This window comes from Methylosinus sp. LW4 (assembly GCF_000379125.1).
GTDB lineage: Bacteria > Pseudomonadota > Alphaproteobacteria > Rhizobiales > Beijerinckiaceae > Methylosinus.
The window spans coordinates 2,276,420-2,301,585 of record NZ_KB900626.1; the positions used below are offsets into that span (position 1 = coordinate 2,276,420).

Sequence of the window (25,166 nt, forward strand, 5' to 3'; positions counted from 1 at the left end):
GCCGCGACGGCGCGCGGAGACCTTTGTGATCGATGGACGGCTGGACGATGACGAATGGGCGCTCTGCGCGGGCTTCGTCATCGAGACGGGAGCCAAGCGCGGGCGGCCGCCGCGCGACCACCGCCGCGTCGTGGACGGCGTGCTGTGGATCGCGCGGACGGGGGCGGCCTGGCGGGCGCTGCCGCCGCGCTATGGCAATTGGAGCTCGGTCTATCGGCAGTTTCTGCGCTGGTCCGACGCCGGCCAATGGCGGCTGCTGCGCGAGGCCGCGAAAGCCGCCGGCAGCGCGGAGCTGGAGACCGCGCTCGCCGCCGTTTGCGCCCTGCCCGGCCGCCGCAAGGCGCGCTGATCAGAAGCTCGGGTCTATGCCGCCCGTCGCCAGAAAGTGCTCGAGCCAGTGGATGTCATAGACGCCGTTCTGCACATCGGCGTTGCGCACCAGCGTGCGGAACAGCGGCAGCGTCGTGTCCACGCCGTCGATGATGAACTCGTCCAGCGAGCGCCGAAGCCGCATCAGCGCCTCGGTGCGGTTGCGGCCGTGGACGATGAGCTTGCCGATCAGCGAATCGTAATTGGGCGGGATCGTGTAGCCCTGATAGGCGGAGGAATCGACGCGCACGCCGACGCCGCCCGGCGGATGATAATAGGCGATGCGTCCGGGCGAAGGCCGAAAGCTCGACGGATGCTCGGCGTTCACGCGGCATTCGATCGCATGGCCCCAGAACCAGATGTCCTCCTGCCGCAGCGACAGAGGCGAGCCGGCGGCGACTCTGATCTGCTCGCTGACGAGATCGACGCCGGTCACGGCCTCCGTCACCGGATGCTCGACCTGGATGCGCGTGTTCATCTCGATGAAATAGAAGGAGCCGTTCTCATAGAGGAACTCGATCGTCCCGGCCCCGGCGTAATGCATCTCGCGCATCGCCTTGGCGCAAATCTCGCCGATCTCGGCGCGCTGCTCGTCATTGAGCGCGGGCGAAGGGCTCTCCTCCCACACTTTTTGGTGACGGCGCTGCAGCGAGCAATCGCGCTCGCCGAGATGGATCGCCTGCCCCTTGCCGTCGCCGAAAATCTGAATCTCGATATGGCGCGGCTTGTCGAGATATTTCTCGAGATAAACGGTGTCGTCGCCGAAGGCGGCTTTGGCCTCCGCGCGCGCGGTGGAGATGGCGGAATGCAGCTCCGCCTCGCTGCGGGCGACCTTCATGCCGCGGCCGCCGCCGCCGGAGGCCGCTTTCACCAGCACCGGATAGCCGATCTTCGCGGCGACTTTCGCGCCTTCCTTGCCGTCGGCGATGGGGCCGTCGGAGCCGGGCACGCAGGGGATGCCGAGGCGCTTCGCCGTCGCCTTGGCCTCGATCTTGTCGCCCATCAGGCGAATATGCTCGGCCTTGGGGCCGATGAAAGTGAGGCCGTGCTCGGAGACGATCTCGGCGAAACGGGCGTTCTCCGAGAGAAAGCCATAGCCCGGATGCACGGCGTCGGCGCCGGTGATCTCGCAGGCGGACAGCAGCGCCGGAATGTTGAGATAGGATTCGCGCGCCGCCGGCGGGCCGATGCAGACCGATTCGTCCGCGAGCTTCACATGCATGGCGTCGGCGTCGGCCGTCGAATGCACGGCCACTGTGGCGATGCCGAGCTCCTTGGCGGCGCGCAGAATGCGAAGCGCGATCTCGCCGCGATTGGCGATGAGGATTTTGTCGAACATGGGCGACCTACTCGATCACGAGGAGCGGTTCGCCATATTCGACCGGCTGTCCGTCTTCGACCAAAATGGCCGTCACCACGCCGCCCTTGGGCGCGACAATGTCGTTGAAGGTCTTCATCGCCTCGATCAGCAGCAGCTTGTCGCCGGCGGTGACGCGGGCGCCGACCTCGACGAAAGGCTTGGCGTCCGGGCTCGGGCGCAGATAGGCGGTGCCGACCATGGGCGATTTCAGCGCATCGGCATGCTCGGCCGGCGCGGCGGCGGGGGCCGCGGCCGGACGCGCGGCGGGCGCCGGCGCGGCGACGGGCGCGGGCGCATAGGCGGCGGCCGGCAGAGCGATGGTCGCATGGGCGGGCGCGGCCGGCGTGCGCGCGGCGCGAATGCGCAGATCGCCCTTCTGGACCTCGATCTCTGTCAGATCGCTCTCGCCGAGCAGACGCGCGATCTCACGCAGCAGCTCGGTGTCGACGCCGGCGGCTCCGGCGGCGGCGGCTTTCGGTTTTGCGGCGGGGGTAGTGGTGCGACGAGTCTGGACTTTGCGCGCCATGATTGCTCAGGTCTTTCTTTCTTCTCGATCGAACAATGCGTTCAGCGCCAGCACATAGGAATCGGCTCCGAAACCGGCGATGACGCCGCGAGCCACAGGCGCGATGAAGGAGTGATGTCGAAAGCTCTCCCGTGCGTGCACATTGGAGAGATGCACCTCGACGACCGTCGCTCCCGAGCCCTTTATGGCGTCATGGAGGGCGATCGACGTGTGGGTGAAGGCTCCGGCGTTGAGAATGACCGGCGCGCCGGCCTTGCCCGCCTCCTGTATCCAATCCACGAGGTCGCCCTCGTGATTGGACTGCCGGAACAAGAGCTCGATCCCGCGGGCGGCGCAAATCTCGGCCAGCCGCGTTTTTATGTCGTCGAGCGTCGCGCGGCCGTAGACGTCGGGCTCGCGCGTCCCCAGCAGATTGAGATTTGGACCGTTTAGAACATGGACGGCGGGCATAAAGGGTCCTGACGAAGGGCGCGCGCCGCGCCGGCGCGCCCCTTCTAGCCTCATTGCCGCCGCGAAGGAAGCCCCGCCTCCGTCAGCAGACGGTCTTGCCACATTTGCGGGTATTCTCGATCTTGGTTTTGAGCGGCTGGAAGCCGACCGCGCCGACGATCACCTCCTTGCCCAGCACCCAGGAGGGCGTGCCGGTCAGATTGAGGCTGTCGGCCAGCTCCATGACCTCCTTGATCGCGGCCTTGACCTCGGGGCTCTTGGAATCTTTCTCGAGCTTGGCGGTGTCGACGCCGAGCTCCTTGGCGACGGCGATGGCCTGGGCCTTGCCGACGGCGCCGCGCGTGTTCAGCAGCTTGCGGTGGAATTCATAGAATTTCTCGGGCTTGAGCTGCAGCCGCGCGGCGGTCGCGATCTCGGCCGCCTCGACCGAGCCGGCGCCGAGAACCGGGAAGTCCTTCAGCACGACGCGCAGCTTGGGGTCGCCCTCGATCAGCTTGGAGACATCGTCCAGCGCGCGCTTGCAGTAGCCGCAATTGTAATCGAAGAACTCGACCAGAGTGACGTCGCCGGACGGATTGCCGATCACCGCCTGGCTGGCGGAGTTGAACAATTTGTCCGCGCCCTGGGTCACGGCCTTTTGCCGCGAATCGGCTTCGGCGACCTTCTGGCGGCGGTCGAGCTCGTCTATGGCGTCGCGAATCACCTCGGGATTGGCCATCAGATAATCGTGGACGATCTTCTCGATCTCGGCCTTTTGCGGAACGGCCGTCTCGGCGCGCAGCGGGGCGGCGACGGCGACGAGGCCGATGACCGCGGCTGCCGCGGCGCGGGCCAGAGCGCTCTGGTCGAAGATTTGGGCGAGCCGCATCGGCATGGGAAACTCCTCGAAGGGTTCGGCAACGTCGTCACGACGTTCGCTCGTCAGGGCTGAGTGCGCACGCCGTCGTTGAGCTGGAGCGAGCCGAGCCCATAGTTGAACTTGGCGTCGCCCAGCGTGCGCAATTGCAACGACACCATGATCGTCTGGTTCCGCGAGAGACCGGTGGAGGTGTTCCCTTGGAAGACCGACGAATAATTGATGGAGAAGGTGGTGCACTCGTCCTTGTAGCCGCCCCCCAGGCCCAGCGCGGCGACCGAGAACAGCGGAGCCGATCCCGTGATGGTGCTGCCCGTCAGCGTGATATTCGTCGCCGGCGAGACGGTCAAGGAATTGTAGAGATAGCGGCTCATGTCGAAAGTGGCGGAGCCGGTGAGAAAATAATTCTTGGTGATGTCGTAGCGGCCGTTCACCGACAAGCCTTGCCGGCGCTGGTCGAAGCCGATGACGGGCTGCGAGGCGTAATTGGCGTATTGCAGGTTGACGGTGAGCGGATCGAGCTTGAACGAGGCGACGACGTCGATGCGCCGGCCGCGCAATCCGTCTGGATCGAAACGCCCCTTGCCGACGATGCTGAAGAATGAGGAGGGCGCGATAGCGAGGCGGCCGACCCAGTCCGAGGTGCGCGTGTCGAGGCCGGAGGAGAGGCCCACATTGGCCGCATCCGCGGTCGAATAGCCGTTCTTGCCGGCGAGCTGCCGCGACTGGCCGGCGAGCGCGTTGATGAAGCCGCCATTGGCGAAGGTCATGGTCGCCTGGCCGCCGTAATTGACGCGCGTGCCGGTCTCGAAACGGTCGTAGCCGGAATATTTGCTCCATTCGAACAGGTTGGAATCGTCGAAGACCAGGCTCTGCGCGTCCATGTTGACGAGCGAGGGAATCGACGTCTGGTTCGGCCGCGCCACCAGCTGAGCGATCGGCTCGACGACGAGGTCGCCGAGACTGCTGCGCGCCAGAATGGGATAGCGCCATTCGACGCCGCCGCCCGGCGTCGCCTGACCGCGAAACACGCTGTCCGAGCCATTGACGAACAGCGATTGCGCCGAATTGGGAATCGGCTGCCAATAGCTGTTGTAGGCGGCGTAGGAATTATTGGTGTCGTAGTTGAGATAAGAGCCCGTCACACGGGTGAAGGCGAAAGGCGCCCAGACGCCGCCGAGCGGATCGATGATCCGGCGCTGCCAGGAGGCCATCGCCGTCGCATGCTCGTAATTGCCGCCGACGCCGCGCAGCAGGCAGCCGCTCTTATAAGGGTCCGCCGAGGGCGAGTAGAGCTGGCAGACATTGTAGAGGCCGTAGACCGAATCGAGCGTGCGCGGCTGAATCGACTCGTAATTGGCGATGCTGGCCGAGGTGCTGGTGAAATTGGCGTCCAGCGTGATCTGGCCGCCTATGCCGAAGGTCTTGGCCGGATCGACGTCGAATGCGCGATTATAGTCGAGCAGCGGATGCACGACCGGCTGCTGCGCCTGCACGTCGGTCGCCGACAGGCCCTGGAAGTAATAGCCGCGCAGATCGAAATAGCTGCGCGGCCCCTGCCCCGTCAGATAGACGGTGGAGGACGCCTCGCGGAAGAAGTAGTTCTGCAGGAAGCTGTTGTACTGCTTGTAGTCCTGCAGGAAATAGCGATCGCTGAGCGCGGTGACGTCCCAGCCGAAGCGCCAATTGTCGTTGAGCGCGAATTCGCCATTCGAATAGACCGAGCCGCGCCAACGCTCGTTGCGCGCGCCATAGGGCGCGATGGTGAAGGCGCTGGGGTCGCTGACATGCGTGCCCTCGGCGCGGATGATGTAAGAGCCGTTCTCCATCCGCTGACGGAACTCGGCCGAGAGGAACGGCCCCTGCCGGGTGAAGCCCGTCGGCGTGATGGTGAGGTCGTAATCCGGCGCGATCGCCCAATAATAGGGCACGCCGACGCCGAAGCCGAGCTGCTGGCGATAGGTCAGCTGCGGATTGAGGAAGCCGGACTTGCGCTTGACCGAGGGATCGGCCGACCAGAAATAGGGGATATAGGCGATCGGCGTCCCGAACAGCTCGAGCGAGGCGTCCTCGTAATAGATCACCTTCTCGTCATTGTCGTGAATGATGCGCTTGGCGTGCACCGTCCACAGCCGCGGCTTGGTCGGATCGTCCTGGCAGGCGTCGCAGGCGGTATAGGCGCCCTGGTCGAAGGTCATGACCTCGCCCGTGCGCTCGGCGTGAGGCGCGGTGAAATGCGTGCTTTCGGCGCTCTCGACCTGCAGGCTTTCGATGAAGCCGTTCTTGAAGTCGTCGGTGAAGTCGAAGCGCTCGGCATAGGCGACCGTTCCGTCCTTCTCCGTCAGCTTGGCGTGGCCCTCGGCGAAGACGCGCTGCGTGTTGCGGTCATAGACGACGCGATCCGCCTCCAGCACGCGGCCCTTGTAATAGATCTGCACGGAGCCGAGCGCGGTGACGACATTGCGGCGCTCGTCATAGGCGAGCTCCTTGGCCTCCACCACCATGCGCTGCGCGCTCTCCGCCGGCGGCGCGGCCACAGGCTGCGCGCGCGCCGTGATGGGCGCGGCGGCGAGAAAGGCCGCGAGGGCCGGAAAAAGGACAGGCAGGACCCAGGAGACGCGACGCGACACAGCCGGCGCGGAGCGGAGGCGCTCCACGCTTGGCCTATGTTCGCGAGTGCGGCGACGACGGCGAAGGCCCATCAGCCGTCCTCCGAATGCAAGAGAGCGAGCGCACCCAACATGCTTCCGACGAGAGCAGGCGACCAAGCAGCGACGAGCGGGCTGATGACGCCTGCGCCACCCAGATCGGAAAAGATTTTCGTGCCGATATAAAGCACGAAGCCCGACGCGACGCCACCCGAAATGGTCCGCGCGATTCCGCCAAATCGAAAGAATCTTAATGAAAAGGAAGCGGCCACGAGAACCATGGCGACGAGCAGCAGCGGACGCGCCAGAAGCGTCTGGAATTGCAGCGCATAGCCGGTCGGGTCGAGGCCGGCGTCGCGGCTGCTGTCGCCGAGCCGCGGCAGATCCCAGAAGGGCGCCCCCTGCGGCGGCGTGGCGGCCGAGGCGAGCTGCTCGGGCGTCAGATCGGTGGCCAGCAGATAGGAGCCGACGGCCCGCGATTCCTCGCCCGGCGCGCTGACGCGGGCGTCCTCGAGCACGAAGACGCCGGCTTGCAGCCGCGCCCGCTGCGCCTCGACGCGCTCGAGAAAGACTCCGTCCTTCTGATAGACATTGACGCTGACGCCGTCGAGCGCGAGCCCACCCGCCCGCACATCGACCGCATGCATGATCGCCTGGCCGTCGACGCCATTGAGGCGGAACCATTTGCCGTGATCGATGCGCACGCTGCCCTCGACGCCGAAAAGGTCGAGCTCCATCTGGTCGGAGCGCATCTTCATCATGGCGGAGACAGGATTGTAGAGCGTGACCGAGACGACCCCGATCGCCGCCGCCACCAGGGCCGGCGGCAGCAGGAACTGCCAGACCGACATGCCGGCGGCGCGGGCCACCACCAGCTCGAGCTTGCGGGTGAGATCGACGAAGGTCGCCATGGAGCCGAACAGCACGGCGAAGGGGAGAATCATCTCCGCCGTCGCGGGGACGCGCAGCAGCGTCATCAGCGCCACCGTGCCGGCGCCCGCCTGCGGCACGTCGCCGGCGCGGCGCAGCAGCTCCACGAAATAGACGACGAACATGAGACAGAACATGGTGACGAAGATCGCCATGATCGTCCGGGTGAAGCGCGCGGCGAGATAGCGCGTGATGGTGACGCCGATCATGCCGCCCTCGCGCGGCGCGACGACGCCGGCACATGTCGCGCAGAACCAATCGCCATCGCCCGTCGTCGCCCTTCCCCCCGATGCGCCCCGCCCGGGCGCGGCTGATCCGAGCCGCTTGGCTAGACGCTCCGCCGCCGCGGCGCAAGCCGAGGCCGGCGCCAGGGTCGATCGGCGGCCTGTGCAAGCTGCCCCCGGCTCGAGGCTTTTCCTGGGCGAAGCGCCTGCCCGCCAACGCTCCCTTCACAGGAATTCGAGGAGTCTTCCTCGCCATCGCTCCGCCGGGAGGCGATCGGCCTCCCCCGCCCGATGCGAGCGCCGTTTCACGTGGGCTCGCTTCCTGCTCCGCGGCGAATCCGTCCCCGATACGAGGCCTCGGTCATTCGCGCCGCTCGGCCGGCGCGTCACGGCGCCCGGACTGCGCGCCACGATGCGCGAGGAAGTCGGCTATTCGCGTTACGAATATGATCTCGCTCGAGCCGCGAGAGTCCACGGCTGAATGCGGCCAGGGCTGGCCGACGCTTATCGGGCGCGCAGCCCACTTGGGCGCGACTTCCAGCCATGACTGCTTGATTTTCTTGGCGCTCCCTACCGGACTCGAACCGGTGTTTTCGCCGTGAGAGGGCGACGTCCTGGGCCACTAGACGAAGGGAGCGGACGAGGGGGTCTATAGACTGCTCCGGTCGGTCGAGCAAGAGGTTATCGGAACCAAATCGCGCGTCTTTCGCCGCCCCGCCGAAGCCCGGCGGGGCGGCCTTCTCGTCAGGCCTCGTAATAATCCTTCACCAGACGGTCCAGCAGCCGCACGCCCCAGCCGGAAGCCCAGCTCTGGTTGATGTCGGAGGCCGGGGAGCCCATGCCCGTGCCGGCGATGTCGAGATGCGCCCATGGCGTCTTGTCGACGAATCGCTCCAGAAATTGCGCCGCCGTGATCGAGCCGGCGTGGCGGCCGCCCGTGTTCTTCATATCGGCGAATTTCGAATCGACGAGCTTGTCATAGGCCGGCCCCATCGGCAGCCGCCACAGCTTCTCGCCGGTCGCCTTGCCCGCCTCGAGAATGCGGCCCGCCAGCTCGTCATTGTTGGAGAAGAGGCCGGCGTGCTCCTGGCCTAGCGCCACCAGAATGGCGCCGGTCAGCGTCGCCAGATCGATGATGAAGGCTGGCTTGTATTTCTCCTTCACATGCCAGAGCGCGTCGGCGAGCACGAGGCGCCCTTCCGCATCGGTGTTGATGATCTCGATGGTCTGGCCGGAGAGCGAGGTGACGATGTCGCCCGGCCGCTGCGCCTCTCCCGAGGGCATGTTCTCGACGAGGCCGAGCACGCCGATGACATTGGCCTTGGCCTTGCGCGTGGCGAGCGCGTGGAGAAGGCCGGTCACGGCCGCGGCGCCGGCCATGTCGCCCTTCATATCCTCCATGCTGGCGGCGGGCTTGATGGAGATGCCGCCCGTGTCGAAGCAGACGCCCTTGCCGACAAAGGCGATGGGCTGCGCGCCGGGGGCGCCGCCGTTCCAGCGCAGCACCACCACGCGGCTCGGATGCGCGGAGCCTTGGCCGACGCCGAGCAGCGCGCGGAAGCCCAGCGCCTGCAGCGCCGGAACATCGAGAATCTCCACCTCGACGCCGAGAGCGGCGAGCTTGGCGGCGCGGCGCGCGAATTCCTCTGGATAGAGGACATTGGCCGGCTCATTGACGAGATCGCGGGCGATGACGACGCCCTCGGCGAGACCGAGCGATTGCCCGACCGCGGCGCGCGCGGCGTCCGGGTCGGCGATGGCGAGCGCTATGTCGCTCGCGCCGTCGCGCTCCGTATCGTCCTTTTTCTTTTTGGTGCGGTAGAGATCGAACTTATAGGCGCGCAGCTCCGCGCCGAGCGCGAATTGGCCGGCCGCAGCGGCGGGATCGGCCGGGGCCTCCGGCGGATCGAAGACGACGAGCGCATTCTGGCCCTGGCCGAGCTTGGCGGCCAGCTGGCCACCGAGGCCGAGGAAATCGTCGAAGATCTCGGCCTTATCGGCCGCATCGCCCTCCGCGGCGGCGCCGACGCCGATGACCAGCAGGCGGCCGACGGTGGGAAGCCCCTGCGGCGCATAGAGATCGAGCGAGGTTCCGCGCTTGCCGGTGAATTTCGCCGCGGCGGCGGCGCGGGTCAGCTGCGGGAGCGCCTCTTTGAGAATGGTCTCCGACTCGGAGCCGAAGCGCAGCTTGGCGCCGGCGAGAGCAACGAGGACGAGAGGTTTGCCGCCGTCCTCCGAAGCCGTCGCCAGGCGTCGCTCCGCCTCGCCGAAAGACACAGTCTCGATTTTCACATAGGCGGACATCTTCTAACCTCTCATAGGGAAAACAGGCGCTTGCCGCATTTGCGCGGAGTCGTTGCCGCACTATCGTCCCGACGGCGCCGAGGGTCAACGCTCGTCAGAGCGCGGCCGCCGCCCGCAGCGGCGGGGCCGGCGTCGAGAGCGGGCCGCAAATAAGCCGAAGGCGGCCGTCGCCGGCCGCCTTCGCGTCGAGGTGAAATCGTCTCGGTTCAGCGCGCCGCCGTCTTGGTCTTGGCCGCCTTGACCTCGGCGTAGAGCCATTTGACGAAGCGCTCGGAGCTCTGCTCCGCATTCGGAACCTTGGCGTCGAACTCGGCCGTCGGCTTGGCGGCGATGGTCTCCTCCAGCGTCTTGCCCTGATCGACGAGCGCGGCGACCTTGTCGCGCACGGCGATGATGAGATCGCGCTGGGCGATGAGCGCATCGCGACCGACGATCGGGCCATGGCCGGGCACGACCTTGGTGTTGGGGCCGGCGCGGCCGATGGTGGCGCCGAGCCCGTCTATGATGCCGGCGAGCGTGCCGCCATTGTTGAGATCGACGACCGGATAGCCCGTGCTGCGGAAATAATCGCCGACCGCGAGAATGTCGTGCTCGGGGAAGAAGACCAGCGTGTCGCCATCCGTATGCGCGTTGCGGATGGGAATGAGCCGCACATGCTCGCCGTCGATATGAATGGTGACCTGATTGTCATAGGTGACGACAGGCAGCGCCTCGGCCACGGCGGGCTTGCCGGGCGTTCCATCCGCAGCCGGATTGGGATTCTGAAGGCGGGCGCGCAGCTGATCGCGCGCGAAGATCAGCGCGCCGGACTTGGCCAGATTCTCATTGCCGCCCACATGGTCGCCATGCACATGCGTATTGACGAGGAAGCGGATCGGCTTGTCGGAGATCTTCTTGATCGCCTCGACGATCTTGTCGGTCAGCGGCGCGAATTGCGAGTCGACGAGCAGCACGCCCTCGGGGCCGCTCAGCACGCTGATCGCGCCGCCCTGCCCTTCCAGAACATGGAAATTCGGCGCGAGCTGCGTCGTCTTGATTTCGACCTTGCTGAAGTCGGGGCGCTGCTGCGCCGCGGCCGCGAGAGCGAAAACGCTCGCGACGAGAACGAGGGAGGCGCGGGCGATCTTAGGCATCGTCGGGAGGCTCCATTAACTGACCAATATACTAGGAAATAGACATATGCGGCCCGCGCCGACAAGCGATTTTTTGGCGGGGCCGCTTATTCTCTCCGGCGAGAGCAAAGAGAGAAAAATCGCGCGGCGACGCGCGCGCCGCGTCGATTTTCCTCCCCTCAGCGACGCCTCTTCGGGTGGACGACGAAGGCTTCGCCTTTTATGACTCGCCGCCTCGGACGGCGTGAGCCCCGAGTCGGAATTCCCTCTCCAGCCGCGGTCTCGCGCGCCGAGGGAGAAAGGCGTCCCCTTGAGCAGATCCGTCGCCGATCGGCCGGAGGCCGGCGCGCCCGCATTTCCCGTGCTGGGCGCGATCAGCTTCTCCCATTTTCTGAACGATATGATGCAGTCGCTGCTGCCGGCGATCTATCCGCTGCTGAAGGGCGGGTTCGATCTCGATTTCGGGCAGATCGGCCTGCTCAGCCTCACCTATCAGATCACCGCCTCGCTGCTGCAGCCGCTGGTCGGCCTCTACACCGATCGCCGCCCGCAACCCTTCTCGCTGGTCGTCGGCATGGGATCGACGCTGTGCGGCCTGCTCGGCCTCGCCTTCGCGCCGAGCTATCCGGCGCTGCTCGCGGCGGCGGCGCTGCTCGGCGTCGGCTCCTCCATCTTCCATCCCGAATCCTCGCGCATCGCCCGCATCGCCTCGGGCGGCGCGCATGGCCTCGCGCAATCGCTGTTTCAGGTGGGCGGAAATTTCGGCTCCTCGCTCGGACCATTGCTCGCCGCATTCTTCATTCTGCCGCGCGGACAGAGCAGCCTCGCCTGGTTCGCGCTCGTCGCGCTCGCCGGCATTTGCGTGGTGACGCCGCTCGGACATTGGATTCGCAGCAATGGCCATGCGCGGACCCGGTCCAGCGCGGCGACGCGCGGGAGCGCCGGCCTCTCGCCCGCGCAACGCCGCCGCACGCTCGCTGTGCTCATCGCGCTGATGTTCTCGAAATTCGTCTATCTCGCCGGGCTCAGCAATTATTATGTCTTTTATCTGATGAGCCGTTTCGACACGTCGCCGCGGGACTCGCAAATCTATCTGTTCGTCTTTCTCGCCACATCGGCGGGAGGCACGGTCATCGGCGGCGCGGTGGGCGATCGGCTCGGCCGCAAGCGCGTGATCTGGGGCTCCATTCTCGGCGTCCTGCCCTTCACGCTCGCCCTGCCCTATGTCGGCCTGCCGGCGACGGTCGGCCTCAGCGCGGTGATCGGCTTCATGCTGTCCTCGGCCTTTCCGGCGATTCTCGTCTATGCGCAGGAGCTGACGCCCAATCGCATCGGCGCAGTCTCCGGCCTCTTCTTCGGCTTCGCCTTCGGCATGAGCGGACTCGGCGCAGCGGCGCTGGGCGCGCTCGCGGATCGCACGAGCATAGAATTCGTCTATCAGATCTGCTCTTTCCTGCCGCTGATCGGGCTGCTCGCGATCTTCCTTCCCGCAGGAGACGCAAAGGCGTCCGCGTGATCGCCAGCGCTCTCCTCGGCCGCTTCGATCAAACCGACATTCGCGATGGAGACGCGTCTAATCTTATCCGCTATGGCGCCGATATCGATGAAGTCATCGGCCTGGCGCCGCAGCTCCTCGGCGATGATCGGCGGGTGCGTCTTGATCGTGGACGCGACGGAGACGCGCACGCCCTTGCGCTGAACGGCGCCGATCAGCGATCGATAAGCGCCATTGCCCGACACCAATGTCATCGCATCGACACGTTCGGCCATCGCCATGGCGGCGACGGCGAGATCGACGTCTATGCTGCCTTTGAACCGTCGCCGGCCGAAGCCGTCGATCGTTTCGGCGATCGGCTTCGCGACGACGATATATCCATTATAGGCGAGCCAGTCCGTCAGCCGATTTATGGAGCCATTGGCTTGCGTGTCGCTCAACGCCACATAATAGAAGGCCTGAGCGGAGGACGCCTTTCCGCGCAGCGTCCGTAGCAGCCGGGCGTAATCGAGCTCTATGCCGAGACAGCTGACCGTCAGATGAAGATTCGCGCCGTCGATGAATATTGCGCTTCGCATTTTCTGTCTCGCAACCGCATGCGCCGCTCTGGCGGCGGCGTCAAAATAGCTCGAAGACGAGAGCTCCGAGGATAAGCAGAAAGCCGGCGAGGTCGATGACGACGAGCCCATTGCCCAAGAGCCGGAGAACGCCGTCGGCTTTCTCGATCAGCGGCTGGATCATCATGATGACCGATAGATTCATGAAGGCTCCTGTTGCGGCATGTTGCAAAAATCGCTGGCCGCGCCGGCGATTCGCGCCTGATAGGCGTCATTCGTCACCAGCTTCAGCAGCGCATCCGCGGCGTCGTCCCATGTGAGATAGGAGGCTTCGCCGCGCATCGGCGCCTCGCGCGCGAGACGCAGAATCTCGCGCGCGAGATCGACCGAATCGAGAAGATCGAAATAGCGGACGTCAGGGCCGGCGATTTCGCGAAACACCGGAATATCCGAGGCGATGACGGGAACTCCGCGCCGGCCGGCCTCGACGAGCGGCAGGCCGAATCCTTCGACCATGGACGGAAAGATCAAGCCGCGCGCGCGCTCATAACAATGGCGAAGATCGGCGTCGCTCGCATCGTTCAGCCAGAAGAGACGGCGACCGAACTCTGGATGTTCTCTGATCTCGCGCTGAAGCGCCTCGCTCTGCCAGCCGGGACGGCCGATGATGACATAGCGCGCGTCGAGGACATTGGAGCGCCACAGAAGATCGAAGGCTTCGAGCGCGATCGGATAGGCTTTTCTGGGCTCGAGCGTGCCGACGCTCAAAAAGAAAGGCGTCTCGTCGGCCGCTATCGCCCGCGCCTCGGCGGACACGGATTTTTCGGCCTGCTCGTCGAAATCCGCGCCGAGGCGCCACCAGCCGACGCGCAGATCCGGCTTCGTCCGCGCGCCTTCGCGCGAGATATAGGCGACGACGTCATCGGCCACGCTGCGCGATATGCAGAGGATGCGATCGCTCTTCAGCACGATGGATTCGAACCATGTCCTGAATTGATCCGTCATCGGCGCGGCGACGCTGAGCGGCTGCGTCAGCGGGATGAGATCATAGACCAGAGTGACGAGCTGTCCGCCCGCGGCCGTCAGCTTTTCGATGATCGGAACATATTCGCCCGTCGCCTGCCAGCTCGCATCCAAGATCAGGAATTTGTCGCCCTTGCGAAATTCTATCGTCGGCAGCGGCGCGCGGCGCTCGAAGAAAGGCGCGAGCCGACCATTGGCGATCACCACGGGAAGCGCGCCCTCGCCGCGCATGGAACGCTTGGCGATCTCACGAACGACGCGTTGAATTCCCTGATTGCCGCCATGCCGATAGGTCGGCGTCACATCGATGAAGAGGCGCGGCGAGGCGGAGTCGAGAATGGCGCGAGTGGGGTCGTTCTCGCCGAGCGGATTCAGAGGATGCCGCGGCGCGGGAATGCGCTTGCGCGTGCCGTCGTGCAGATGCGCGAGGCCGAGCAGACGCGTCATGGTCCAGACGAATTCCTTGATCTTCAGATAGCAATGCGCGGTGACGGGATCGATGGCGCCGGCGACGCGCTGGCGATGCAGCTCGAAATGCTCTTTCTGAATCTGCGCAGCGAGATAGAGCGCGATCCGCGTCGCCTCATCCTGCTGTCGCGCCATGTCCTGCTGTCGCGCCATGTCCTGCTGTCGCGCCATGTCTTCGGCGAGCCGGGCCGAGGCTGCGTCTTTCAGAAAATCCGGCGTTGCATGCATGTTCATGGCTCGAAGTTTCCCGAATGCTCCGACGATCGCCGCCGCCTCGCGCCTTTCGACCACAGCCGTCATCGGCAATTGGTCGAGAAAGCGCGTTTCGAGCGTGACATTCGCCCATATCCGCCGACCCTTCGCGCGGCGTGGGAAAATATCCCACGCACTCTGCGAACAAAAATCCAGACTGTCAAGAGCGCGTGGGATTGTGTCCCACGGCGTCGCGGGTTAGATTCGATCATGGCCGATAGCGAGGACAATGGGCTTACCGACGCCGCGCGCCTGCAACAGCCGATCGCCCGGCTGCTGCGTCCGCTCGTGCGGCTGCTGATTCGCTATGGCGTGACATTTCCCGCGCTCTGCGAGCTGCTGCGCGAGCTCTATGTGAATGTCGCGGTTCACGACTGCGCTCTGCCGGACAAGGAGCAGACCGACAGCCGCATCAGCCTGCTCACCGGCATTCACCGCAAGGAGGTCCGCCGCCTCCGAGAGGCCGGCGCGCCGGTGCGGACCGTTCCCGCCAGCGTCTCGCGCACCTCGCAAATCGTCGCTCTATGGCTCGGCGACCGGCGCTTCGCCGATCGGAAAGGCGCCCCGGCGCCGCTGCGGCGCGCCGGATCGCCGGGCCGCGGTCCGACCTTCGAATCGCTGGTCGAGGAAGTGACGCGCGACGTGCGGCCGCGCGCCGTGCTCGACGAATGGCTCGATCGCAAGATCGTCTCGCTGGATGCGGATGGACGCGTCGTGCTCGGCGAGGCGGCCATCGCGCCCGACAAGGGCGACGAACGTCAGCTCTACTATTTCGGCCGCAATCTCCACGATCACATAGCGGCGGCGGCCGCCAATATCGTTCAGGAGCCGGCGCCCTTCATGGAGCGCGCCGTTCATTATGAAGGCCTCTCGGAAGATGGCGCGCGGCGTCTCGAGGCGCTGTCGCGCGAGCTGGCGATGGAAGGGCTGATCGCGGCCAATCGCGAGGCGCAGACGCTCCAGCGCAGCGACGAGGAAGGACGCTGGCGCTGGACCTTCGGCGTCTATGTCTATCGCGAGGACGAGCGGCCGTCGAGCGAGCCGGCGAGCGGAAAGAAGGGCGCGCGCGCGTGAGCCCGTTCCGCCATCCGACTCGACGGCAATTGGCGAGCCTGCTCGCCTCGTTGCTCTCTTCCGCCGTGACGCGCGTCCAGGCCGCGGGCGACAAGCCCAAGGACAATGGCATTGGCGGGACCGGCTATATTTCCGTCATTCCCGACCGCGACAATGGCATTGGCGGAACCGGCGTCGTCGGAACCATTCGCGCTTTCGGCAGCATCATCGTCAACGGGCTTCGCATCTCCTATCCCGCGGACGCGGACGTGCGCATCGACGGCCACGCGGCGAGCGTCGGCGATCTGCGCATCGGCCATGTCGTCTCGCTGGTGGCCGTCGACGACGGCGGACGATCGACGACGAATAAAATTCAGATTTTGCGCGAGGTCGTCGGGCCGGTGGAGCAAGTCTTCGACCATGGCTTGCGCGTTCTCGGCCAAAGAATCGAATTCGGGCGCGGCGCCAGGATCGAGAAGCCGAGCGCCTTCGCCATCGGCCAGCATGTGGCGGTGAGCGGCCTTCGCCTGCCGGATCAGACGATCGTCGCGAGCCTCGTGGAGCGCGTGGAGCCCGGCGCCGCCCAGCTCGCCGGCGTCGTCACGCGCGCGGCGGATCGACGGCTCGCCATCGGCGCACAAACCCTGTCCGGCGTCGCGGAGGCCATGCTCGGCCAACGCATATTGGTGCGCGGCGCGGCTGCGGATGGAACGCTGGACGTGATCTCGACATCCGCCGACGCCTGGCTCCCGCGCGGGCCGAGCAATTTTCTGGTGGAGACCTATCTCGAGCGGCGCGGCGCGACAGTGAAGACCGCGAGCGGCCTGTCGCTCGGCGGCGGCCATGACCTTTCCTTCCAGGGCGTGGCGCGCGCCGTCGTCGACATAGACGCGACATCGGCGGGCGGCTGGTCGATCCGCTCGCTGACGACGAGCGAGACGCTCGGCAAGCGCGGCGCCGCCAAGGAGCAGCGCGAGATCCCGGAGCCGCCGAGCCCGACGCGCCGGCCCGCCGACACATCCCCCGGCGTCGGCGTCGAATTTCCGTCCGGCCTCGACTCTTCGGCCGCGCCGCGCGGCTATGGGACTCCTGCAATCCCGACGGGTCCCGTCGGTCCGGGCTTTCCTTCCGGGCCGGGCGGCTTCGGCAGCGGCGGCGGCGCGCCGAACCCCGGCTTCGGCCGGTCGGGGCGATGAGCGGCGAATCGCAAAAATCGGAGGCGGCGGCCGGCTGTGGTGTTGTGCCCGCGAACAGATTCCCACTTCGCTCGAAAACACTCTAGAAATTGCAACGCCCTCGCCGCCTGAGCTCGCCGCGAGGAGGATCGGAGCCATGAATTCTCTCTAGCGGGGTTTGGCGACATGACCATCTTGCTCGTCGAGGACGAGGCCGATCTCGCGCAATTGCTCGTCGATCAGATGCGCGGCGCGGGATTGGTCGTCGATCGCGTCGGCTCGCTCGACGACGCCGTCGAATCCGTGCGACAATTTCCTTACGATCTCGTCTTGCTGGATCGGCGCCTGCCGGACGGCGACGGCTTGTCGATCGTGCCCCAGCTGAGAAGGACGCGACCGGGCATACGCGTTCTCGTCGTCACTGCGCTCGACGGGGCCAGCGACAGGGTCGAGGGGCTCGATAGCGGCGCCGATGACTATCTGATCAAGCCCTTCGACACCGAGGAGCTGCTGGCGCGCATACGCGCGAGCCTCAGGCGTCCCGGTTGCGAGATCTCTCCTCCCATCGCCGTCGGCGCGCTGTCCTTCGATCTCGCCACCCGCAACGCCAGCGTCGGCGGCCGCGCCTTGGTGCTGCATGGACGTGAGCTCGCTCTGCTCGAGGCGCTCATTCGCCGCGTCGGCCGCGTCGTCTCGCGCAGCGTGCTCATGGGCGAGGTCTATGGCCTCGACGAGGATACGCTGCCGAACTCGCTCGATGTGCTGGTGTCGCGCTTGCGCAAGCGCCTCGGCGACGCGAAGGCGGGAACGAGCATCTACCCGGCCCGCGGCATCGGATATATCCTCACCGAGACGCAGCCGTGAAGGGCCATCCGTCCATCACGCGTCGGCTGATCGCCTCGCTGATCGTCGTGGAGCTGGCGTTGCTGCTCGCGACATTTCTCGGAGCGCTGTTCTACAATCAGCTCGGATCGACCCACAGCGCGGCCTCGGAGCTCGACGCCTATTCGGAATATCATGCGCGCAGCCTGCTCGCGCAATCGATCGTTCGATCCGCAGACGGCGAGCGCCGCATCGAGCCGAGCGCCGACTTGCGCGACTACGCGCGCGAAAGGCCGAGCTTTCGATTTGCGGCCTTCGATCCGACGTCGCGCCGGCCGATCGCGGGGTCCGATCCTAAGCTCGTCGCATATCTGAGCCATGTCGACCGTATTCAGATCGATTCGACGAAATTCCATATCGCCGATGACGGCGGCGATCATCGACAAGGCTATATGAAGATGCAGGCGACGCCGGCGGGCGACGCCATGCTGGCCGTCTATGGCTATGTCTACGGGCCCGGCGACCTGATCTTCAACATCAAAAATGCGCTGGACGGCTTCCTCTCTCACACCACGCTTTTGCTGTTTTCGCCTCTGATCGTCGGGTCGGTGGCGATGGCGCTGCTGGTCGTGCGTCACGGCGTGGCGCCGCTCGGACGCGCCGTCGCCTCCGCCGAGCGAATCGACCTCGACTCGCTCGACCAGCGATTGGAGACGGCGGCTGTGCCGGTCGAGATCATGCCGCTCGTCGTCGCGGTGAACGCCGCCCTGGCGAGAGTCGACGCGGGCGTCGCGCGTCAGCGCCGCTTCATCGCCAACGCCGCTCATGAGCTGCGCACGCCGGTCGCCGTCTTGAACGCGCGGATCGACGCGCCGCGCAAGCCGGACTTCGATGTGGAGATCAAGCGAGACGTGCGACGCATCCGCAACATCGTCGAGCAGCTTCTGGTGGCGAGCCGTCTCGGCGAACGGCCCGAGGAGATGAACCAGGAGGTCGATCTCGTGGAGGCGGCGCAGGCCCAGGTCGCCGATCATACGCTCCTCGCCCTCAAGGCAGGGCGTCAAATCGAGTTCGAAGCGCCGCGCGAGCGCGTTCTGGTGAGAGGCAGCCGGCGCGCCATCGAGACGATCGTCGCCAATCTCGTCGACAATGCGCTGCGCGCCGAGCCGGCCGGCGGAATGGTGCTGGTGAGCGTCGGAGCAGACGCCTCGATCTCGATCGTCGATCATGGCGCAGGCGTCGAAAAGGCCGACCGCGAGGCCGTCTTCGAAGCGTTCTGGCGCAAGAGCGAAGCGACGCCGGGAACGGGGCTCGGGCTGGCGATCGTCCGCGAGCTCGCGCAGCTTCACGGCGGCTCCGTCACGATGAAGGAAACGCTCGGAGGCGGCGCGACCTTCGAAGTGCGGCTGACGAGACTGGAGCCGCCGACCGCCGCCTGTCGACCACAGGCTCCGCTATAGATTTCGGCTCGCCGAAGGAAAGAGCGATCTCGCGCGCATCAGTCGATGACGGCCGCTTCTAGCGGTTTTCCGAGGGAGACCGCCTGCGTCTTGCGGAAGCGCCGCGCCTTGCGTTTCTTCCACCAGATATAGACGCCGGTGGCGGACAGCATGGCGATGACGAGGCCGAGCGCGCAGACGAAGATCTTGTAGGGAAGACCGAACACATGCGCCATGTGCAAGGCGCCGAGCCAGCGGTCGATCAGATCCCGCGTCGTCGTCCCGGCGGCGAGCAAGGGCAGGTCCACCGGCGCGCCAGTGTCGCCGTCGAGAATGACGAGGGTCGGATTTTCTTCGAGAAAGCCGTCATGCGCGTCGCCGCTGCTCCGCGCGACGTAGAAATAGACGCCCATCTTGTCGATATAGGCGAAGGTCGTCGGCTGGTCCGGCGCGGGTCGCCCATTTTTCCTGGCCTGCTCCTCCGCGAGACGCTGCGCGGTCTCGAGCCCGGCGCGCAGTTCGAGCGTGGGAGCGGCGTTCGCCGCGCGTCTCGGCTTCTCCATCATCGCGCGCAGATCGTCGAGCATGGAGTGATGCTCCATCAGCTTCGACATCGTCCAATCATAGACGGGCCGCAGATTGAACATCACGCTCGACCAGGCGAAGACGAGCAAGATCGGCCAGAGCCAGAGGCCGCTCGCCCGGTGCAGATCGAAATTGAGCCGATAGGCGCCGGCGCCGCGCTTGATGAGCCAGGCGGCCTTCCATTTCCGCCAGAAGCCCGTGAGGGAGACCGGCAGAGTGAGATAGAAGCCGTTGAAGCAGTCGAGCGTCCAAAAGACGGCCACTATGCCGAGGATCAGCGTGCCCGCGCCGCGGACGAGCAAGGCGTCGTGCAATTTCAGGACGAATGGCATGAAATTGATCATGCCTTCGGAAATGTCGCCTCGGGTCCGTCGTCCGAGCTCGGCGCCCGTCCAGGGATCGACGAAGAATTGGTTGAAGCCGAGCTCATAGGGCTTTTTGGTCGCGGGATCGATCTCGGGCTGATAGTTGATCCCCGCCTGATCGACGCCATTCCATGTCGCGCCGGCGACGCGCGCATTGGGAATGGCCGGCGCGCGCTCCATCAGCGTCGCGAGATCGAGCGGCGGAACGCCCGGCCGCGGCGCGGCGTAGAGCTTGGCCGCGAAAACCCGCTCGAGCTCCTTGTCGAAGGCGAGCAGGCTGCCGGTGAGGCCGACGACGACGAGGAACCCCGCCATCGACAGACCGATCCAGCGGTGGAGGAAGACGAGGATGTTTCGGATCATGGCCGCACCGAGAAATAGATGAAGCAATCGCTCGAGGGAGGCTAGCGCCGCGAGGCTGACATGGTCCTGTCGACATACGCATTTCGCTCCGTCGCAACGAGCGAAGGCGGAACTGTGGAGACTCCGCGCTCGAAAGGGGCTCCTTCGGACGCGAATATGGAGACCGCTTCGGCGGCGCTTATCCGCCGGTCGCCGTGAACAGCGCCGCGACGTCGGAGAGGCGGCTCGCCTCGGCGCGGACGCGGGCCATAGAGGCGTTGAGATAAGACTGTTGCGCGGTCAAGACGGCGAGCTGCGAGACGCCGCCATATTTGCGTTGCGCGCGCGTCTGGTCGAGGAAGCGCCGCGCGGCGGCTTCTGCGAGGCGCGCGTCGCGCACCGAGCGCGCGTCGGCTTGAAGCGCCCGCAGGCTGTCGGCGACATTCTGGAACGCGCCGATCATCGTCTCGCGATAGCGCGCTTTCGCCTCCTCGAGCCGCGCCTCGGCGGCGCGCTGGCGGTTCAGCAGCGTCATTCCCTGAAAAATCGGCTGCGAGACCGTTCCCGCGAGCGTATAGAAGCCCGTTCCCGGCGCGAATAATTGCGCGAGCTTCAGCGCGCTGGCTCCTGTGTCGGCGGTGAGCGTCACATTGGGGAGGCGGGCGGCGAGCGCCACGCCGACATCCGCGCTCGCTCCATGCACATCCGTCGCCGCCTGCAATATGTCTGGCCGTTTTTCGACGACCTGCGCCGGCAGACGCAGCGGAAGCTCCTTGGGAAGCGCCAATTCGGAGAGCGCGAAGGTCTCGTCGATCTCCTGTGACGGATAGCGGCCGACGAGCGCGGTCAGGCGATTGCGCTGCGCGGCGAGCCGCCCCTCGAGTCCGGGGAGCGACTGGCGCGTCTGCGCCAGCGCGGCCTCCTGAGACGCGAGATCGAGCCCGGAGGCGGCGCCGAGAGAATGCTGCAAGGTGAGCAGCGAGAGATTTTCCTGCTGGATCGCCACCAGCTTCTGAGTCGTGGCGATCTGGCTGCGCAGCGAGGCCTCCTCGATCGCCGCGACGACGACGTCATGGGCGAGCGTCAGTCGGGCCGCCGCCAATTGCAGGCGCGCACGCTCGGCTTGCGCCGCGAGCGATTCGACGGCCCTCGCATTGGCGCCCCAAATATCCGACGTGAAGGAGGCGTTCAATTGCTTGGTGAACAGATTGGTCGGCGCGCCGCCGGCGGCTCTCGACCGGGTCGAACTCGACATTCCCGAAACCTGCGGAAAAAACGCCCCCTCCTGCGCGCTCACCGTCGCATCCGCCGCGCGTATCGCCGCCTCCGCCGCCTCGAGCGTCGGGCTTTTCGCGAGGGCCTCCTCGACGAGCGCGTCCAGCGCCTCGGAGCGATAAGCCTTCCACCATTGCGGCGGCGCCTCCGCGCCTTGCGCGAAGCTCTGTCCATTGCCGGGCGAGACGGTCGGCTCGCGCGTGAATCGCGTCGCGTCCGGCGCGGGAACGGGCGTGTAATCCGGGCCGACCGCGCAGGCGGAGAGCGTCATGCTCGCGAGCGCGACTCCTAGGACGCGTCGTCCTGCTCGGCCGCGGCGAATGAGGAGATTCGCGTCAGTCACGGGCGAGCGCCTCCACGGGATCGAGCCGCGCGGCCTTGCGCGCCGGCGCATAGCCGGCGACGACGCCGGTCAGCGCCGCGCAACCGACGGCGATGGCGACGGCACGGCCGGACAAGGCGAATTCAAATCCCTTCGGCGACAACCATGCGAGGACGAATCCGATGGCCACAGAGATCGCGACGCCGCCCGCAGCGCCGAGCAGGCATGCGGCGATCGCTTCGGTGAGAAACTGATCGCGGATGTCGGCTCGCCGCGCGCCGACGGCGATGCGTATGCCGATCTCCTTGGCGCGTTCCGCCGCCGACACCAGCATGATGTTCATCACCCCGACGCCGCCCACGACGAGCGAGATCGCTCCGATCGTGGCGAATACGAGCGACATGACCAGGACGAGATTTTCGGTCGTCTTGCTCACCTCGTCGAGGTTCCACACGACAAAGTCCTTTGTCCGATGCCGCTCCGAGAGCAGGTCGGTCATTCTGCGCTCGGCGATCTCCGTCGATTGATCGGCGCGCAATCGCAGGAAAATGTTCTGGAGATGCTGGCGGCCGGTCAGCCTGGTCGAGACGACCGTGAACGGGACCCAGACATTGAGCTTGCTATCCGAGCTTTGCTGAAGCCGTCCCTCGACATGGCCGACGACGCCGATGATCATGCATGGCAGATTGCCGATATAGACCGTCTTGCCGAGCGGAGACTCCGAGCCGAAAAACTGTCGCTGGACATTCTCGTCGATGACGATGACTTGCGCCTGTCGGGCGACGTCTTCCGCATCGAAGGCCACCCCTGCGACGATCGCGAGAGATTTGACGTCGAAATAGCTCTCGCCGACGCCCCAGATCGTCGCGAGCCCGCTCGACGAGCCATATCGCAACAAGGACGATGTCGTTTGTCTCGGACTGGCGCTGCGGACGTAATATTGTCGGCGGAGCGCGTCGAGGTCCTGAACGGTCAGAGTTTGCAGCCGTTCGGCGCGGGGGTCGCCATATTGCTGTCCCGGCTCGATTTCGAATTGCTTCGCGCCCACCGCTTCGAGGGATTTCTCCAGGAAACGCTGCGCATTGTCGCCGAGGGCGACGGTCATGACGACGGCGAAGACGCCGATGATGACGCCGAGCGCGGTCAAGGCGGTGCGCAGCCGATGCGCCCGCAACGACAAGAAAGCCATTCGCGCTGCGTCGAGGTAGCGGATCCATGGCGAGGGACGGATCGTCGAGATCGCGGGCTCCGGCGACGCCGGCCCGGCCTCATGTGCGATGGCGCGATCGCCGACAATGACGCCGTCCGCCATTTCGATAATTCGCTTCGCATGTGCGGCGACCCGGTGATCATGCGTCGCGATGATCAGCGTATGCCCCTGAGCGTTGAGCGCGAGCAAGATTTTCATCATCTCCTCGCCGGTCGCGCTGTCGAGCGCGCCGGTCGGCTCGTCCGCGAGAATGACGGCGCCGCCATTCATCAGCGCGCGCGCGATGCTGACGCGCTGCTGCTGGCCGCCGGACAGCTCGTTGGGCAGATGATCGAGCCTTTCGCCGAGGCCGAGACGGGTCAGCAGCTCGGTGGCGCGGGCATGTCGTTCGGCGGCGCCCGCGCCGGCGTAGACTGCCGGAATCTCCACATTGTCCCTGGCGGTCAGCTGCGACAGCAAATGATAGCGCTGGAAGACGAAGCCGAAATAGGCGCAGCGCAAGGCGGCGGTCTCATCAGGATCGAGCTTCGACGTGTCGCGTCCGGCGACGCTGTAGATGCCGGAATTGGGTCGATCGAGGCAGCCGAGAATATTCATCAAGGTCGATTTGCCGGAGCCGGAGGCGCCGACGAGCGCGATCATCTCGCCCGAGGCGATGTCGAGATCGATGGCGCGGAGCGCATTCACATCCTGGCCGCCGACGCGATAGCGGCGGGAGACGGCGCGCAATCGCAGAAAAGGTGCGTCGCTCATGGCTCGTCCTTTGCTCCGCGCGCCGACGAGCCGAGACGCTCGCCGACGACGACCTCCTCGCCCTCGGCGAGACCGTCGATCACCTCGACTTGAATGTGATTATTGACCCCGGTCCGAATGCTGCGCGTCGCGACGCCAGAGCGGTCGATGACGCGCACGCGATAGCGGCCGTCGGCGATCTTCTCCCGCAAGGCGCCGACAGGAATGGCCAGAACATTGCGCGCGTCGCCGAGCCGGATCGAGACTTGCGCCGTCATGCCGATGCGCAGCAGACGGTCGACATTCGCGACGTCGAACAGCGCATTGTAGAACACCGCGCTCGCCGGACCGGTGGTCGAGGAGGAAGATGCGGAAGCCATCGCAGCCGGCTCAGAATAGCTCTGCGGCGCCGGCTCGACCGCGCGCAGTACACCGGAAAAGCTCCTGTCCGGCTCGCTCAAGATCGAGAAGGAGACGGATTGGCCGACGCGCACGCGCGTCACATCGCCTTCGGAGATTTGCGTCTTGACGGTCATCGCGTCGAGATCGGCGAGCTTCAATATGACCGGCACGGTCTGGGAGGCGACGACGGTCTGGCCTTCGCGGGTCAGAATGGCGACGACGTCGCCGTCGATCGGCGCGGTGATCTTCGTGTAGGCGAGATTGGTCGCGGCGATCTCGATCTGCGCGCGGGCCTGCGCGATCTGCGCATCGAGCGAGGCGATCGATTCCTCATCGGCGATCAATTGCTGCTCGGCCGCCTCGAGATCGCGGCGCGAGGTCGCGTCGCCCCGGATCATGCCCTTCTGCCGATCGAATTCGAGCTTCGATTTTTTCTGGCGCGCGATCGCCGCCCGGCGGTCGGCCTCGAGACGCGCGAGATTGGCCTGCTGGGAACGCAGATCATTCTCCGGCAGAACCGGATCGATGATCGCGAGCAGATCGCCCGCGTGGACATGATCGCCCAGGGCGACCCTCAGCGACTTCAGCTGCCCGGTGACGCGCGTGCCGACATCGACCTGACGCGTCGCCTGCAAGGCGCCCGTCGCGAGCACGCTCGTCTCGAGATCGACGCGGGCGGCTTTTTCAGTGACATAGCCGATCGACGCGGGGGCGAAGAGGAATCGCGCAGCGAGATAGGCCGCGAGGCCGAACGCGGCCAAAATCGCATATCGATTTTTTTTGTCGAAGCCCCGCAAGGAAAAGAACGCCGCCATGACCCGCTTTCACCGCCAATCGACCGACGCGCATAGACGAGACGCGCAACCGCCC

At 65.9% G+C, this 25,166-nt stretch carries 21 protein-coding genes and 1 tRNA gene; 6 read left to right on the forward strand and 16 right to left on the reverse strand.

Annotated elements, in window-relative coordinates; all coding sequences use genetic code 11:
• The first annotated feature begins 25 nt into the window (after nt 1-25).
• Complete coding sequence (locus METLW4_RS28545; protein WP_018266343.1) at nt 26-349, forward strand: transposase; 324 nt, start codon at nt 26-28, stop codon at nt 347-349.
• Here the strand turns inward: METLW4_RS28545 and accC are convergent, their stop codons facing one another.
• The 9 genes from accC to METLW4_RS0111445 all read right to left on the reverse strand — a co-directional run bounded on the left by accC (nt 350) and on the right by METLW4_RS0111445 (nt 10,800).
• Nucleotides 350-1,708 carry an acetyl-CoA carboxylase biotin carboxylase subunit gene (gene accC, locus METLW4_RS0111405; RefSeq protein WP_018266344.1) on the reverse strand — a complete coding sequence of 453 codons (1,359 nt, stop codon included), beginning with the start codon at nt 1,706-1,708 and terminating at the stop codon, nt 350-352.
• Nucleotides 1,709-1,715: 7 nt separating this feature from the next.
• Nucleotides 1,716-2,255 (reverse strand): acetyl-CoA carboxylase biotin carboxyl carrier protein, encoded by a 540-nt coding sequence (gene accB / locus METLW4_RS0111410; protein ID WP_018266345.1) that lies wholly within the window; start codon nt 2,253-2,255, stop codon nt 1,716-1,718.
• A gap of 6 nt (nt 2,256-2,261) precedes the next feature.
• Nucleotides 2,262-2,705, reverse strand: coding sequence for a type II 3-dehydroquinate dehydratase (gene aroQ, locus METLW4_RS0111415; protein WP_018266346.1), 444 nt, complete (start codon nt 2,703-2,705; stop codon nt 2,262-2,264).
• Nucleotides 2,706-2,787: 82 nt separating this feature from the next.
• A complete protein-coding gene (locus tag METLW4_RS0111420) occupies nt 2,788-3,579 on the reverse strand; it encodes a DsbA family protein (protein ID WP_018266347.1) in 792 nt (263 codons plus the stop codon).
• Between the two features lie 47 nt (nt 3,580-3,626).
• Nucleotides 3,627-6,263 carry an LPS-assembly protein LptD gene (locus METLW4_RS0111425; RefSeq protein ID WP_083919261.1) on the reverse strand — a complete coding sequence of 879 codons (2,637 nt, stop codon included), beginning with the start codon at nt 6,261-6,263 and terminating at the stop codon, nt 3,627-3,629.
• Entirely contained in the window at nt 6,263-7,348 is a 1,086-nt protein-coding gene (lptG, locus tag METLW4_RS0111430; RefSeq protein ID WP_018266349.1) for an LPS export ABC transporter permease LptG, read from the reverse strand. The genes METLW4_RS0111425 and lptG overlap by 1 nt, the downstream gene beginning before the upstream one ends.
• Nucleotides 7,349-7,924: 576 nt before the next feature.
• Nucleotides 7,925-8,000, reverse strand: a tRNA-Glu gene (locus METLW4_RS0111435).
• A gap of 107 nt (nt 8,001-8,107) precedes the next feature.
• Nucleotides 8,108-9,667, reverse strand: coding sequence for a leucyl aminopeptidase (locus tag METLW4_RS0111440; protein ID WP_018266350.1), 1,560 nt, complete (start codon nt 9,665-9,667; stop codon nt 8,108-8,110).
• A 206-nt stretch (nt 9,668-9,873) separates the two neighbouring features.
• On the reverse strand, nt 9,874-10,800 hold the full coding sequence (locus METLW4_RS0111445) for an MBL fold metallo-hydrolase (protein WP_018266351.1): 927 nt from the start codon (nt 10,798-10,800) through the stop codon (nt 9,874-9,876).
• 289 nt (nt 10,801-11,089) lie between these two features.
• Between METLW4_RS0111445 and METLW4_RS0111450 the strand changes: the two genes are divergently transcribed.
• Nucleotides 11,090-12,295, forward strand: coding sequence for an MFS transporter (locus METLW4_RS0111450; RefSeq protein WP_018266352.1), 1,206 nt, complete (start codon nt 11,090-11,092; stop codon nt 12,293-12,295).
• Here METLW4_RS0111450 and METLW4_RS24670 read toward each other — a convergent pair.
• Genes METLW4_RS24670 through METLW4_RS0111465 form a run of 3 tightly spaced genes read right to left on the reverse strand, consistent with a single transcriptional unit; the run spans nt 12,217 to nt 14,556 of the window.
• Nucleotides 12,217-12,852 carry a LabA-like NYN domain-containing protein gene (locus tag METLW4_RS24670; protein WP_018266353.1) on the reverse strand — a complete coding sequence of 212 codons (636 nt, stop codon included), beginning with the start codon at nt 12,850-12,852 and terminating at the stop codon, nt 12,217-12,219. The genes METLW4_RS0111450 and METLW4_RS24670 overlap by 79 nt on opposite strands.
• A gap of 40 nt (nt 12,853-12,892) precedes the next feature.
• Nucleotides 12,893-13,036 (reverse strand): hypothetical protein, encoded by a 144-nt coding sequence (locus METLW4_RS27770; RefSeq protein WP_018266354.1) that lies wholly within the window; start codon nt 13,034-13,036, stop codon nt 12,893-12,895.
• Nucleotides 13,033-14,556: a glycosyltransferase family 4 protein gene (locus METLW4_RS0111465; protein WP_245258439.1), complete on the reverse strand. Its 1,524-nt coding sequence runs from the start codon at nt 14,554-14,556 to the stop codon at nt 13,033-13,035. The genes METLW4_RS27770 and METLW4_RS0111465 overlap by 4 nt, the downstream gene beginning before the upstream one ends.
• 228 nt (nt 14,557-14,784) lie before the next feature.
• On the opposite strand from METLW4_RS0111465, the gene METLW4_RS0111470 reads away from it, so the two are divergent.
• From METLW4_RS0111470 to METLW4_RS24680, 4 genes are all read left to right on the forward strand, one after another.
• A complete protein-coding gene (locus METLW4_RS0111470; RefSeq protein WP_018266356.1) occupies nt 14,785-15,648 on the forward strand; it encodes a DUF6502 family protein in 864 nt (287 codons plus the stop codon).
• Nucleotides 15,645-16,823 (forward strand): DUF5666 domain-containing protein, encoded by a 1,179-nt coding sequence (locus METLW4_RS24675; protein WP_157235068.1) that lies wholly within the window; start codon nt 15,645-15,647, stop codon nt 16,821-16,823. Before METLW4_RS0111470 ends, METLW4_RS24675 begins: the two co-directional genes overlap by 4 nt.
• A gap of 165 nt (nt 16,824-16,988) precedes the next feature.
• Nucleotides 16,989-17,666 (forward strand): response regulator transcription factor, encoded by a 678-nt coding sequence (locus METLW4_RS0111480; protein WP_018266358.1) that lies wholly within the window; start codon nt 16,989-16,991, stop codon nt 17,664-17,666.
• Entirely contained in the window at nt 17,663-19,084 is a 1,422-nt protein-coding gene (locus tag METLW4_RS24680; protein WP_018266359.1) for a sensor histidine kinase, read from the forward strand. Before METLW4_RS0111480 ends, METLW4_RS24680 begins: the two co-directional genes overlap by 4 nt.
• A gap of 38 nt (nt 19,085-19,122) precedes the next feature.
• Here the strand turns inward: METLW4_RS24680 and METLW4_RS0111490 are convergent, their stop codons facing one another.
• From METLW4_RS0111490 to METLW4_RS0111505, 4 genes are all read right to left on the reverse strand, one after another.
• Nucleotides 19,123-20,376 (reverse strand): PepSY-associated TM helix domain-containing protein, encoded by a 1,254-nt coding sequence (locus tag METLW4_RS0111490; protein WP_018266360.1) that lies wholly within the window; start codon nt 20,374-20,376, stop codon nt 19,123-19,125.
• Between the two features lie 178 nt (nt 20,377-20,554).
• The gene (locus METLW4_RS0111495) at nt 20,555-21,901 is read right to left on the reverse strand and encodes an efflux transporter outer membrane subunit (protein WP_018266361.1); all 1,347 of its coding nucleotides are present in this window, start codon (nt 21,899-21,901) and stop codon (nt 20,555-20,557) included.
• Between the two features lie 64 nt (nt 21,902-21,965).
• Nucleotides 21,966-23,915 (reverse strand): MacB family efflux pump subunit, encoded by a 1,950-nt coding sequence (locus METLW4_RS0111500; protein ID WP_018266362.1) that lies wholly within the window; start codon nt 23,913-23,915, stop codon nt 21,966-21,968.
• Nucleotides 23,912-25,057: an efflux RND transporter periplasmic adaptor subunit gene (locus METLW4_RS0111505; protein ID WP_245258440.1), complete on the reverse strand. Its 1,146-nt coding sequence runs from the start codon at nt 25,055-25,057 to the stop codon at nt 23,912-23,914. The genes METLW4_RS0111500 and METLW4_RS0111505 overlap by 4 nt, the downstream gene beginning before the upstream one ends.
• Nucleotides 25,058-25,166 lie beyond the last annotated feature (109 nt).

Excerpts from the sequence above, each read along its gene's own strand:
- accC (WP_018266344.1), bottom strand. The coding sequence starts at position 1,708 with ATGTTCGACAAAATCCTCATCGCCAATCGCGGCGAGATCGCGCTTCGC.
- accB (WP_018266345.1), bottom strand. The coding sequence starts at position 2,255 with ATGGCGCGCAAAGTCCAGACTCGTCGCACCACTACCCCCGCCGCAAAA.
- aroQ (WP_018266346.1), bottom strand. The coding sequence starts at position 2,705 with ATGCCCGCCGTCCATGTTCTAAACGGTCCAAATCTCAATCTGCTGGGG.
- METLW4_RS0111420 (WP_018266347.1), bottom strand. The coding sequence starts at position 3,579 with ATGCCGATGCGGCTCGCCCAAATCTTCGACCAGAGCGCTCTGGCCCGC.
- METLW4_RS0111425 (WP_083919261.1), bottom strand. The coding sequence starts at position 6,263 with ATGGGCCTTCGCCGTCGTCGCCGCACTCGCGAACATAGGCCAAGCGTG.
- lptG (WP_018266349.1), bottom strand. The coding sequence starts at position 7,348 with ATGATCGGCGTCACCATCACGCGCTATCTCGCCGCGCGCTTCACCCGG.
- METLW4_RS0111440 (WP_018266350.1), bottom strand. The coding sequence starts at position 9,667 with ATGTCCGCCTATGTGAAAATCGAGACTGTGTCTTTCGGCGAGGCGGAG.
- METLW4_RS0111445 (WP_018266351.1), bottom strand. The coding sequence starts at position 10,800 with ATGCCTAAGATCGCCCGCGCCTCCCTCGTTCTCGTCGCGAGCGTTTTC.
- METLW4_RS24670 (WP_018266353.1), bottom strand. The coding sequence starts at position 12,852 with ATGCGAAGCGCAATATTCATCGACGGCGCGAATCTTCATCTGACGGTC.
- METLW4_RS27770 (WP_018266354.1), bottom strand. The coding sequence starts at position 13,036 with ATGAATCTATCGGTCATCATGATGATCCAGCCGCTGATCGAGAAAGCC.
- METLW4_RS0111465 (WP_245258439.1), bottom strand. The coding sequence starts at position 14,556 with ATGAACATGCATGCAACGCCGGATTTTCTGAAAGACGCAGCCTCGGCC.
- METLW4_RS0111470 (WP_018266356.1), top strand. The coding sequence starts at position 14,785 with ATGGCCGATAGCGAGGACAATGGGCTTACCGACGCCGCGCGCCTGCAA.
- METLW4_RS0111480 (WP_018266358.1), top strand. The coding sequence starts at position 16,989 with ATGACCATCTTGCTCGTCGAGGACGAGGCCGATCTCGCGCAATTGCTC.
- METLW4_RS0111490 (WP_018266360.1), bottom strand. The coding sequence starts at position 20,376 with ATGATCCGAAACATCCTCGTCTTCCTCCACCGCTGGATCGGTCTGTCG.
- METLW4_RS0111495 (WP_018266361.1), bottom strand. The coding sequence starts at position 21,901 with ATGACGCTCTCCGCCTGCGCGGTCGGCCCGGATTACACGCCCGTTCCC.
- METLW4_RS0111500 (WP_018266362.1), bottom strand. The coding sequence starts at position 23,915 with ATGAGCGACGCACCTTTTCTGCGATTGCGCGCCGTCTCCCGCCGCTAT.